The organism is Ruegeria sp. BE9 (assembly GCF_056538765.1).
Window position 1 is genome coordinate 60,853 of sequence record NZ_JBQFTS010000007.1, and the last position, 11,027, is coordinate 71,879.

The 11,027-nt window shown below is 58.0% G+C and carries 11 protein-coding genes; 7 read left to right on the plus strand and 4 right to left on the minus strand.

Annotated features, from left to right (window positions below; translation table 11 throughout):
* Positions 1-311: 311 nt before the first annotated feature.
* Positions 312-497 carry a hypothetical protein gene (locus ACR0EO_RS17245; RefSeq protein ID WP_480691866.1) on the minus strand — a complete coding sequence of 62 codons (186 nt, stop codon included), beginning with the start codon at positions 495-497 and terminating at the stop codon, positions 312-314.
* Between the two features lie 149 nt (positions 498-646).
* Between ACR0EO_RS17245 and ACR0EO_RS17250 the strand changes: the two genes are divergently transcribed.
* The 6 genes from ACR0EO_RS17250 to ACR0EO_RS17275 all read left to right on the plus strand — a co-directional run bounded on the left by ACR0EO_RS17250 (position 647) and on the right by ACR0EO_RS17275 (position 8,140).
* Positions 647-1,411 carry a uracil-DNA glycosylase gene (locus ACR0EO_RS17250; protein ID WP_480692224.1) on the plus strand — a complete coding sequence of 255 codons (765 nt, stop codon included), beginning with the start codon at positions 647-649 and terminating at the stop codon, positions 1,409-1,411.
* The gene (locus ACR0EO_RS17255; protein ID WP_480691868.1) at positions 1,411-2,010 is read left to right on the plus strand and encodes a metallophosphoesterase family protein; all 600 of its coding nucleotides are present in this window, start codon (positions 1,411-1,413) and stop codon (positions 2,008-2,010) included. The genes ACR0EO_RS17250 and ACR0EO_RS17255 overlap by 1 nt, the downstream gene beginning before the upstream one ends.
* On the plus strand, positions 2,007-2,627 hold the full coding sequence (locus ACR0EO_RS17260) for a LysE family translocator (protein WP_480691870.1): 621 nt from the start codon (positions 2,007-2,009) through the stop codon (positions 2,625-2,627). The genes ACR0EO_RS17255 and ACR0EO_RS17260 overlap by 4 nt, the downstream gene beginning before the upstream one ends.
* Positions 2,628-2,633: 6 nt before the next feature.
* Positions 2,634-3,176, plus strand: coding sequence for a molybdenum cofactor biosynthesis protein B (gene moaB, locus ACR0EO_RS17265; RefSeq protein ID WP_480691872.1), 543 nt, complete (start codon positions 2,634-2,636; stop codon positions 3,174-3,176).
* Between the two features lie 105 nt (positions 3,177-3,281).
* A complete protein-coding gene (locus ACR0EO_RS17270) occupies positions 3,282-4,736 on the plus strand; it encodes an efflux RND transporter periplasmic adaptor subunit (protein WP_480691873.1) in 1,455 nt (484 codons plus the stop codon).
* Between the two features lie 5 nt (positions 4,737-4,741).
* A complete protein-coding gene (locus tag ACR0EO_RS17275; protein WP_480691875.1) occupies positions 4,742-8,140 on the plus strand; it encodes an efflux RND transporter permease subunit in 3,399 nt (1,132 codons plus the stop codon).
* Here the strand turns inward: ACR0EO_RS17275 and ACR0EO_RS17280 are convergent.
* Positions 8,137-8,556 (minus strand): NUDIX hydrolase, encoded by a 420-nt coding sequence (locus ACR0EO_RS17280; protein ID WP_480691877.1) that lies wholly within the window; start codon positions 8,554-8,556, stop codon positions 8,137-8,139. The two genes, ACR0EO_RS17275 and ACR0EO_RS17280, sit on opposite strands and share 4 nt — an antisense overlap.
* A 4-nt stretch (positions 8,557-8,560) precedes the next feature.
* A complete protein-coding gene (locus tag ACR0EO_RS17285) occupies positions 8,561-9,373 on the minus strand; it encodes a protein-disulfide reductase DsbD domain-containing protein (protein ID WP_480691879.1) in 813 nt (270 codons plus the stop codon).
* 145 nt (positions 9,374-9,518) lie between these two features.
* On the opposite strand from ACR0EO_RS17285, the gene ACR0EO_RS17290 reads away from it, so the two are divergent.
* Positions 9,519-10,073: a YqgE/AlgH family protein gene (locus tag ACR0EO_RS17290; protein WP_480691881.1), complete on the plus strand. Its 555-nt coding sequence runs from the start codon at positions 9,519-9,521 to the stop codon at positions 10,071-10,073.
* On the opposite strand, the gene ACR0EO_RS17295 is transcribed toward ACR0EO_RS17290, so the two are convergent.
* Positions 10,074-11,024 carry an L-threonylcarbamoyladenylate synthase gene (locus ACR0EO_RS17295; protein ID WP_480691883.1) on the minus strand — a complete coding sequence of 317 codons (951 nt, stop codon included), beginning with the start codon at positions 11,022-11,024 and terminating at the stop codon, positions 10,074-10,076.
* Positions 11,025-11,027 lie beyond the last annotated feature (3 nt).

Here is an 11,027-nt window from a genome sequence, read left to right on the forward strand (position 1 = left end):
GTCAACGGCCTTGATGGGGACGCATCCCTGGTGTTCTGAACACTTGAAGCCCGGGCGGCATTGTGAATCAGTCTCTTCACATAAGAACCAGCCGGGGCGTGAACATCCACCACCCGGCAGACAGGATGAGCCCGTGGAGCAGGATGAGCCGTCGTCACACAGGGTCGGAAGCCCTTTGATTGCTTCGTTCGGGTTAAATTCCGGCGTGCTCGGCTCGCATTCACCGCGAGCATTGCAAACATTTCCACCAGGGCAGTCCATGCGTGACGCGCATTTATTGGCCCCCGCTGGCGCACAGCGTGTTCCGCCGGCTACACAACGCTCAAACGGTCCACAAGTGCGTCCGCCGCCGCAATAGGTTCCGCCCAAGGGGATGCAGTAGCCGTCAAAGCTGCATCTTTGTCCGCCCGAGCAGCATCGGGCGCCGCATTGAAACTGTCCGCCCAGACACTGGCCCCTGCGGTCGAACGGACCGTTGCGGTCGAACAATTGCGCAAGAGCTGGGCCGCTGAGCGTGGTCAGCAGCAGGGAAATACAAAAGAATCGCAACAGAACAAGCATGAATACCCCAATGGTCGGCGCGACAGGCTGGCCAATCAAGGCCTATTCGCTTTCCCTCAGTCAAAAGCTGGTTAGATTGAGGGGTATGGAATCGGCTTTGGACTATCATACCGCGCGAGCTCTGCTGGAGTGGCAGATCGAGCTGGGCGCAACAGACGCAATTGGCGACGCGCCAGTTGATCGCTATGCGCTGCCTGATACTACTACCAAGCCCAAGAAACCTGCGGCTGTTCAGGCTGCGCCCGAAAAGCCCCAAAAGATAGATCCGGTCGCAATAGCCAAAACTGCGGCACAAGGCGTCGGGTCGCTGGACCAATTGCGAAACACGATGGAGGCGTTCGATCACTGCGAGCTCAAACGCGGAGCGCGGCAGTTGGTCTTTGCCGACGGCGTTCCGGGTGCGCGGGTGATGATCATCGGCGAGGCTCCGGGCCGCGAGGAAGATCGCGAAGGTAAACCTTTCGTAGGTCGTGCTGGGCAATTGCTGGATCGTATGCTGGCGGCGATTGATCTGGACCGTGGAAAAAACGTCTACATTACTAACGTCCTGCCGTGGCGACCCCCGCAGAACCGGGATCCGAAACCCGAAGAGATCGGGATGATGACGCCATTCCTAGAACGCCATGTAGCGTTGGCCAAACCAGAGGTTCTGGTGATCATGGGCAACATCAGTTGTCAGGCTTTGCTGGGCAAGCGCGGTATTACACGGTTGCGGGGACATTGGGACCAGGCACTGGATTTGCCGGTCATTCCGATGTTTCACCCTGCCTACCTGCTGCGCCAACCTCAAATGAAGCGACAGGCCTGGGCGGACTTACTGGAGCTGAGGGCCCGGCTGGAGGGCAAGTGATGCGTATTCTGGCTTTTTCTGACCTGCATATGGCTCGTAACCGGGCGGCCGATGTCGTGGCCGCCAGTGCCGAGGCCGATCTTGTTATCGGAGCTGGGGATTTCTGCAACATGAGGCAGGGTCTGGAAGAGGCCATGGCCATGTTGTCTGGAATATCCGCGCCTTTCGTTATGGTGCCAGGTAACGCGGAAAGTGCTCAGGAACTCGCGGAAGCGTCGCCCGAAGGCGGCCATGTGCTGCATGGAACCGGAATGACACTGGACGGGCTGCGCCTGTTCGGTTTGGGCTATGGTGTGCCGGTTACGCCTTTTGGTGACTGGTCCTGCGACCTGACCGACGCCGAGGCTTCAGAGCTACTGGATCGTTGTGATGGGGCGGATATTCTGATCGCGCATTCGCCGCCCAAAGGGTACGGCGATACGACATCTCAGGGCGATGCGGTCGGTTCGGTGGCCGTGCGTGACGCTGTTGAACGCCTGCAGCCGCAATACGCACTTTGCGGTCACATCCATGATAGCTGGGGCTATCGCGGTACTATCGGACGCACCCAGATTGCTAATCTGGGCCCCAAGGTAAACTGGTTCGAGGTCACTCCATGATAGAAATGGTTACTCTGCTGGCGTTCATCCCGGCAGCTCTGGCGCTGAATTTCACCCCCGGCGCCGACATGATGTTCTGCTTTGGCCAAGGTCTGCGATCAGGTGCCCGACCGGCGCTGATTGCCAGTGCGGGTATCTCGCTGGCGCTAATGGTGCACGTTCTTCTGGCTGGTCTTGGCCTTGGCGCTGCGGTGAACAGCCTGCCGTGGCTGTTCGATGTAATTCGCTGGATGGGCGTGGCCTACCTGCTGTATCTGGCATGGGGTGCAATACGAAATGGCGCGGTGTCTGCCGATGCGCCTGCGAAACCCACAAGCCACGCGTTTCGTGATGGGATGGTGGTCAACCTGACCAACCCCAAGGTCATCCTGTTTGTGCTGGCCTTCATCCCGCAATTTGTAAACCCGGCCACGGGCCCGATCCTGCCGCAATTCCTGATCTTTGGCCTCATCATCGCGCTGGGCGGTTTCATAGTGAACGGGCTGGTAGGCATCTTTGCTGGCGGAGCGGGGAAGGTTCTGATCTCGAACCCGCGTGCCTCACGTATTATGGGTTGGATGACAGGGGGGATATTTACCGCTCTTGCCATCCGGCTTGCCATCATGGAAAGGGCCTGACGCCACATGTCGCGCATTGACGAAAGCATGGAATTCATTCCTGTTCGGATCGCTGTACTGACAGTCTCGGATACACGATCGATTGAGGAAGACCGGTCCGGTCAAACGCTGGTCGACAGGATCGAGCGCGCGGGCCACTTCGTAGCCGACCGCAAGATTATTCGGGACGAACGCACCGAAATCGCGGCGCAGTTGCGTTTGTGGGCCGGGGACCCTGAGATTGACGTTGTAATCTCGACAGGTGGCACGGGCCTTACAGGCCGCGATGTTACGGTGGAGGCGCATCGGGACGTCTATGAGAAAGAAATCGAGGCGTTCGGTACTGTATTTACCATCATCTCGATGGATAAGATTGGAACCTCGGCTGTTCAATCCCGCGCCACGGGCGGAGTGGCGCAAGGTACCTATCTATTTGCGCTTCCCGGCAGCCCTGGTGCTTGCAAGGACGCGTGGGATGGGATTCTGGAAAAACAGTTCGATTATCGCCACCGTCCCTGCAACTTTGTAGAAATTATGCCCCGATTGGACGAACATCTGCGACGGAAGTAGACTGGTCGTACGTTCAACAGTTCATAAACGCTTTGTGGCTTGGCATTTTTTCGCGCCCGGCTACATTTTGAATTAGGCAGCCTGATGCAACCCGGGTGAGTGATAATGCGATTTCTACGGCAAAGCCTTGTCGGTGTCTTTCTGGCGTCTTTGACGCTAGCTTTGTTGTTTGTTGCTTTTCAGATGATTGCGGGTGCAGTGCAGGATGTGTTGAACCGCGATGAGACTCCGCCGGAAGCGCGTGAAAGGATTTTCGCTGTCAGCGTCAGACCGGCCGAGTTAGAGACTGTTACGCCTTATCTGGAAGCCTTTGGTGAGGTTCAGAGCCGTCGCAGGCTTGAATTGCGTGCTGCGCTGGGCGGTCGAGTGGTTTCGCTGGCTGATGATTTCGAAGACGGCGGCACGGTAACTGCTGGCGAGGTTTTGGTCGAACTAGACCCGGCAGACGCGCAATCGGCGCTGGATCGCGCCAAATCGGACTTGCTTGATGCTCAGTTCGAAGAGCGTGACGCGGAACGTTCATTGCTGTTGGCGCAGGATGAGTTGAATTCTGCCGAAGCGCAGGCCGGGTTAAGAGGTCGCGCCCTTCAGCGTCAAAAAGATCTGCAAAGCCGAGGTGTTGGTACACCAGCGGCCGTTGAAGAGGCCGAATTGGCCGAAGCGTCTGCGCAACAAGCAGTTTTGGCTCGCCGTATTGCTTTGGCACAAGCAGAATCGCGTGTCGATCAGGCGACCACCTTGCTGGCCCGTGCGCGTATCGCGCTTGAAGCGGCCGAGCGTGATCTGGACGACATGACTGTTCGCGCCCGCTTTGGTGGCACCCTTACTGATGTGACACTGGTCGAAGGACGGCTGGTTTCGGCCAACGAAAAGCTCGCCGAACTTGTCGACCCGACTGCGCTTGAAGTGGCTTTCCGTGTTTCGACCGCGCAATTTGTGCGCTTGCTGGACGCTGGCGGCGATCTGATCAATGCACCCGTGACCGTATCGCTTGAGGTGACGGGAACCGACCTGACAGCAACGGGCCGCATAAGCCGTGACAGCGGTTCGGCAGGCGAAGGTCAGACTGGACGGCTGATCTATGCGCGGCTGGACGATGCGCCCGGCTTCAAACCCGGCGATTTCGTTACGGTCACGGTGCAAGAGCAAGCGTTGGACAATGTGGTGCGCTTGCCATCGTCGGTGCTTGACGCAATCGGAACAGTCCTGGTTCTGGGCCCGGATGACCGGCTCGAGGCGCTGCCCGTGCAGTTGATCCGTCGACAAGGTGATGAGGTCTTGCTTCGCGGCGAAGGGCTGGTGGGGCGCGAAGTTGTCATTGGCCGGACGCCTCTGCTTGGGGCGGGCGTCCGCGTGCGCCCTCTGCGCATCGAAGCCAGTGCTGGGGTTGAACCGAACATGGTTGAACTGTCGGATGAGCAGCGCGCTCAGCTTGTAGCGCAGGTCGAAGCCAGCGACCGGATGAGTGACGATGCCAAAGCTCAGTTGCTGGGACAATTGGGTGAGGCCAAAGTTCCCGCGTCGCTAGTGCGGAGCATCGAGAACCGGGCAGGGGGCTAGGCGCCATGATGCGCGACATCCCCGGAGCGGCGGGCGGCATCTTAAGCTATTTCACTCGGCATCGGACTGTGGCGAACCTGCTCTTGCTGGTCATGCTGGTTCTGGGTGCAGCGGCCATCCCAAACATGCGCGCACAGTTTTTTCCGGATGTAATTCTGGAGCGTGTCGATGTCGACGTTGAGTGGGATGGCGCGGGCCCGGAGGACGTCGATAACGGTGTTGTCCAACTGCTGGAACCTGTCCTTCTGGCCGTTGAAGGGGTCGCCAGTACGACGTCGACCTCTCGTGAAGGCAGAGCGAGCATACGATTAGAGTTCGAACCCAACTGGGACATGTCTCGCGCAGTTGAAGAGGTTAGAACCGCCGTCGATGGCGTAACCGATCTGCCCGAGGACGCTGAGGAACCAACAATCAAGCGCGGTGCATGGCGAGACCGGGTCACAGATGTGGTGGTTACGGGTCCGGTGGCCACCGAACAGCTGGCCAAATTCACGGACGAACTGATTAATCGCCTGTTTGCTGTCGGTGTAACCCGAACCACCATCAGGGGGTTGGCAGCTCCGCGTGTTGTAGTCGAGGTGCCAACGGCCCAGTTGATTGCAAATGACATCACCTTGTCCGAGATCGCATCCGCGATTGCGGCGGAAGTGACTGCAAATCCGGCTGGTGATGTAACGGGCGCCAACGCTCGCATCCGTACAGGCACAGAAAAGCGCACGCCCGAAGAGATCGAAGGCATAGCGCTGCGCAATTTCCCCGACGGATCTAAGCTGTTTGTAAGTGACGTGGCCCAAATTCGAGTCGAAGGGGTAACACGCAACCGCAGCTATTATGTGGATGAGAATCCAGCCATGTCGGTACGCGTCGATCGTTCAAATCTGGGCGACGCAATTGCGATACAGCGTACCGTTGAGGACGTGGTCAAAGAAATGCAGGCCAGCCTGCCTCAAGGCGTCACAGTTGAACTTATCCGAACCCGCGCACAGGCAATCACTGACCGTTTGGACATTCTGGTGGACAATGGCCTTGTCGGGCTGGGCCTTGTGGTTTGCCTGCTGTTTCTATTCCTGAACGCCCGCATTGCGTTCTGGGTCGCTGCGGGTATCCCGGTGGCCATGTCTGCTGCGATTGCATTTATGTATATCGGCGGGTTGTCCATCAACATGGTGTCACTGTTCGGGTTGATCATCACATTGGGCATCGTAGTGGACGATGCGATTGTAGTGGGTGAGCACGCCGACTTCCGTGCTCGTCGTTTGGGTGAGGCTCCGATGGTGGCAGCCGAGCGCGCAGCGCGGCGAATGGCAATGCCGGTATTTGCGGCCACTCTGACGACTGTTATCGCGTTTTTCGGTCTGACTGCTATCGGAGGTCGGTTCGGGGAATTGATCCGCGATATTCCGTTTACCGTGATCGCGGTGCTGATCGCGTCGCTGATCGAGTGCTTCCTGATCCTGCCCAATCATATGGCCCACGCCATTACGCACTCGGCCAAGGAACACTGGTATGACTTGCCCAACCGTGTCGTGAACCGTGGATTCCGCTGGGTCCGCGACCACCTATTCCGACCGTTGATCGCTTGGGTAGTCTGGGTGCGTTATGTGGTTGTTGCCGTGATGGTCGTCATCCTGGCCAGCCAAATCGCGCTGTTTATCAAAGGCGACGTGAACTGGCGATTCTTCAATGCGCCGGAACGCGGTTCGGTCACTGGTAACTTTATTATGGTCGAAGGCGCCACGCGCGCTGACACTCTGGCGATGATGCACGAGTTGCAAAGGGCCACTGAGGAGCTGGGTCAGATCTATGAGGAACGTCACGGGCGTAACCCGATTGATTATGTTCTGGCCGAGATTGGCGGCAGCGCTGGCTATGGGCTGTCAGCCGCCGAGGGTAAAGATACTGACCTGTTGGGCGGCATTTCGATCGAACTCATTGACGCAGACCTGCGCCCGTATTCAAGTTTTGAGTTTGTAGGTGAACTACAGGAATTCGTGCCGCGCCATCCCAAGGTCGAATTGATCAGTTTCCGCGGCTGGCGTTCGGGGCCCGGTGGTGATGCGATTGATGTGCAATTCTACGGCGCCGATGTGAACACGCTCAAGGCCGCGTCCGAGGACTTGCAGGCAGAACTGTCGAAATACCCCGAGGTTTCGGCGCTGGAAGACAATCTTACCTATGACAAGGAAGAGTACATTCTCGACCTGACGGCGCAGGGGCAGGCTTTGGGCTTCAGGATCGAAACGCTGGGGCGTGTGCTGCGGGACCGGTTGAACGGTATCGAAGCTGCGACTTTCCCGGACGGTCCGCGTAGCGCAGAAATCCGTGTTGAGCTGCCTGACGGTGAGCTGACGGCCGACTTTCTCGAGCGCACTCTGATGCGAACGCCTGATGGGGTCTACGTGCCTTTGGCTGACATAGTCTCGGTCGAACGAAAGGCCGGGTTTTCTACGGTGCGCCGAGAAAACGGTCTGCGGGTAATTTCAGTCATCGGAGACATCTCTGAGGATGATCCGGTCCGCGCGGCGGAAATAGCCCGGGCGCTCGGCGAGGACATACTGCCCAATATCGCTGCGGAAAAGCAGGTCGAATGGCAAATGGCCGGTTTGAGCGAACAGGAAGACGAATTCCTTTCAGAGGCGCGAACCGGTTTGATTCTGTGCCTGACGGGAATTTACCTCGTTTTGGCTTGGGTCTTTGCCAGCTGGTCACGCCCGTTGGTAGTGATGGCGATTATTCCATTCGGATTGGTGGGTGCTATTTGGGGGCATTACATCTGGGATGTTCCGCTGAGTATGTTCACCGTGGTGGGGCTGCTAGGGATGACGGGGATCATCATCAATGACTCGATCGTTCTGGTGACGACGATAGACAGTTATCAGCAAGATCGCGGCTTGGTTCCTTCGATTGTTGAGGGGGCGGCTGACAGGTTGCGGCCCGTGATGCTGACGACGCTGACAACGGTGCTGGGGCTGACACCTTTGCTTTACGAGGGGTCGCAGCAGGCGCAGTTTTTGAAGCCAACAGTGATTACTCTGGTCTACGGACTGGCCTTTGGGATGTTGCTGGTATTGCTTTTGGTGCCGGCGCTGTTGGCAATTCTGAACGACCTTTCCCGCCCTATGACCGCAATGCGCCGGGCGCTTCGCGCACCTGACCGAGTGGTACAAGGCGCGCTGATTGGCACCGGGTTGGTGCTTGCATTTTGGTTTGGTCTGACGATGGTTTGGCCGGCAGTTTCCGGTACACCGGTGGCTGTGTTGTCTGGTCTTTATGCTGGTGAGGGCGGGGTTGCAGCGCTGCAAATGGGCCTTGGTGCTTTTGTCGTGGGCGCAGCGGTTATCCTTGCGTTGAGCATCACGGTTTCCAGCCTGCTCTATGTGCGCCTCAAAGGGTCAGCGACTTAGACTTTGCGTAGAGCTGTCTCCAGTAGGTCGATTACCCGATCGCTCATCTCAAGATTGCCTTGGCGGATCTGCTCAATAGGGAACCATTGCGCGTCCAGCGCATCATCCCCCGCGGTCGGTGAACCTGATTGATAGTGGCAGGCAACCCCCACAAGCAGGTAATGCGAGAGGACCGCACCCGCGGGGTCGTGTCGAAGAAGATCCAGATTGTCGAGGTAATGCTTTGGCTCAGCCAAAACAGACGTCTCTTCGCAGAGTTCCCTCTGAGCGGCCTGCAAAACTGTCTCTCCCCATTCCACATGGCCGCCGGGGAATCCCCAAAGCCCCGCGTCGGGTTGCTTGCTGCGTTGAACCAGCAAAACGCGGTCTTCATGCACAACAACCGCCAAGGCTCCGATTTTTGGTGTTTGGGTCATGAGGTCAGCCCGCGCTGCACCCTCTGATGTCGACCGAATGATTGGCGCCCAGCACAGTGATCCGGATTTCCGACCGATCCAGCGCGAAAGGGCCACCCGAGGCGTTTATCACCTCTGATGTTGCAATCAGAGTATCTCCGTGCCGCGTCGTTTCGGGTTGAGAAGCCCAGAGCGCCGGGTTTCCGGGTTCAATCACCGCAACTTCTCGCCCGCCGGCTGAGGGCATTGTTACGCGCGCTTCTATCTGCATGCCGTCCGAAGTGGGGGACAAATGGCAGCTGGCAGAGGTCACGCGCGCTTCTTTGGCTGAATAGGGGCGCTGGGCCAAGGCAGCAGCGATAGCTGGGTTGCGCGCGGCGTTGGCGTCCAGAGTATGGTCGAAATCCAACCGTTCCGGGATGCAGACATCCTTGCAGACACCCAAATCCATATCTCCCCGCAACCTTACCGGCTTGGCTGGGTTTCGCGGAGTGATCTCCACCGGCAAGACCAGCTGGTCTGCATAGCCTATGGATTGAAGGCCGTTTTGCACAAAAACCTCGGGCGCGGGCCAAGTAATCGAAACTTCACCCACATTGTCCGAGCCTTTCCAGTCAAACTGCGGAGGAATACCCGCATCGCCCGGTGCGCGCCAATATGTCTTCCAGCCGTCTTTCAGCGTGAGCCGCAAAGCCCCGAGATAGGTGCCGTTCGCGGTGCGCCCGCCATCCAGAACATCCAGTTGCACAACACCGTTCAAACCCTGAGCTTGGGTTGGGGCAGTCAAAAAGAGGCTCGCGGTCAATGCGATCGCGGTGGATGTAAGATAGCGCTTCATACCTCATAAATGCGTGGTCTGGGCCGTGATTCCAAGTCACGTTCCGGTCAATGCAATGAAATCTTCGGAAAAATGCGCTGATCCCTTGCCAATCCTCATGCCTCGGGGCCATTGTTGAGAAGAGCTTTGCAAGAGATTATTACCGATGGACCTAACCGGAAAACTGTTGATTGCGATGCCTGGCATGGGAGATCCGCGCTTTGATCATTCCGTGGTTTACATGTGCAGCCACGGCGACGATGGAGCGATGGGGCTGATCATCAACAAACCTTCGGATTTGCGGATCAAAACGTTGCTGAGCCAGTTGAACATTGCCTGTCGAATCCCGGTTGTGGGAGAGAGGCTGGTTCACTTTGGCGGTCCAGTCGAAATGTCACGCGGATTTGTCCTGCACAGTTCTGACTACGACGCCAACCTTCATTCGATGAAAATATCGGATGATTTCAGCATGACGGCAACGTTGGACATACTCGAGGATCTGGCCTCGGGGCGCGGGCCACTGAATTCCACTCTGACGCTTGGCTATTCCGGCTGGGGGCCGAGCCAGCTTGAGGATGAGATTGCCATGAATGGCTGGCTGACCACCGAGGCGACCTCGAAACTGGTCTTCGACGTGCCTGATGATGAAAAGTGGGAGGCCGCGCTGGCGACACTCGGGGTCGACCCGTTGACGCTGTCGGCCAGCGCAGGGCGCGCATAGTTAGCTGTCACGTGGTGCTGCAGCCCGGCGCAGGCGATCATTGATTGCAGCCCCAAGTCCATGATCCGGAATCGGTGATACAGCAATCGGGCGACCAGTAGCATTCAACGCATGCAGGGCCGAGAAAAGATTCGCGGCTGCTTCGGTCAGGTTCCCATTCTCTGAAAGGTTCTGGTCACAAGAAACAGCTCCGAACCCTAGTAAAACTTCGTCTCCCTGAGTGCTTTCTGCATTCAGCCGCACTGGCGCGTCCGGAGCATAGTGAGATTGCAACTGGCCAGGTGCGGTCAACAAGTCCCCGGCCTGATGAACATGAAGCTCGGCGCTCAGAACCTTTTCGATCTGTTCCAACGCCACTCCGCCGGGACGCAGCAAGGATGGCTCTCCGGCCAGGCCAACGATAGTGGATTCCAGACCTACACCGCAGGGACCGTCATCCAGAATGGCAGCGATACGCCCGTTTAATCCTGCCCGTACGTGTTCGGCAATTGTCGGACTGATCTGGCCCGAAGGGTTGGCCGAAGGGGCCGCGACCGGCCCGTCAAACGCCGCGAGTAACGCCCGGGCCGTTCCATGAGCGGGCACTCGCACCGCCAAGGTATCCAGTCCTGCGGTGACCAATGGTGATATCCCATGCCCGTCCCGCAGCGGTAGAACCATGGTTAGCGGGCCGGGCCAGAAGGCAGTCGCCAAAGCCTCTGCCCGCCCGGACCATTCAACAAAGCGCTGTGCGGCTTCGACGGATGCAACATGCGCGATCAATGGGTTGAAGCTGGGCCGCCCTTTGGCTGCATAGATGCTGGCTACGGCCTCGCCGTTGCGGGCATCGCCGCCTAGCCCGTAAACCGTTTCGGTGGCAAAAGCGACCAGCAGGCCTTGCCTCAGCAAGTCCGCAGCTTGTGCAATTCCGCCCGGATCGGCGGACAAGTTCAATGTGCCGTTAGGGATCATATC

What these genes read in the sequence shown, in the direction of transcription:
- ACR0EO_RS17250 (WP_480692224.1), top strand. Translation starts at nt 647, where the DNA reads ATGGAATCGGCTTTGGACTATCATACCGCGCGAGCTCTGCTGGAGTGG.
- ACR0EO_RS17295 (WP_480691883.1), bottom strand. Translation starts at nt 11,024, where the DNA reads ATGATCCCTAACGGCACATTGAACTTGTCCGCCGATCCGGGCGGAATT.
- ACR0EO_RS17270 (WP_480691873.1), top strand. Translation starts at nt 3,282, where the DNA reads ATGCGATTTCTACGGCAAAGCCTTGTCGGTGTCTTTCTGGCGTCTTTG.
- ACR0EO_RS17285 (WP_480691879.1), bottom strand. Translation starts at nt 9,373, where the DNA reads ATGAAGCGCTATCTTACATCCACCGCGATCGCATTGACCGCGAGCCTC.
- moaB (WP_480691872.1), top strand. Translation starts at nt 2,634, where the DNA reads ATGTCGCGCATTGACGAAAGCATGGAATTCATTCCTGTTCGGATCGCT.
- ACR0EO_RS17260 (WP_480691870.1), top strand. Translation starts at nt 2,007, where the DNA reads ATGATAGAAATGGTTACTCTGCTGGCGTTCATCCCGGCAGCTCTGGCG.
- ACR0EO_RS17255 (WP_480691868.1), top strand. Translation starts at nt 1,411, where the DNA reads ATGCGTATTCTGGCTTTTTCTGACCTGCATATGGCTCGTAACCGGGCG.
- ACR0EO_RS17290 (WP_480691881.1), top strand. Translation starts at nt 9,519, where the DNA reads ATGGACCTAACCGGAAAACTGTTGATTGCGATGCCTGGCATGGGAGAT.
- ACR0EO_RS17275 (WP_480691875.1), top strand. Translation starts at nt 4,742, where the DNA reads ATGATGCGCGACATCCCCGGAGCGGCGGGCGGCATCTTAAGCTATTTC.
- ACR0EO_RS17280 (WP_480691877.1), bottom strand. Translation starts at nt 8,556, where the DNA reads ATGACCCAAACACCAAAAATCGGAGCCTTGGCGGTTGTTGTGCATGAA.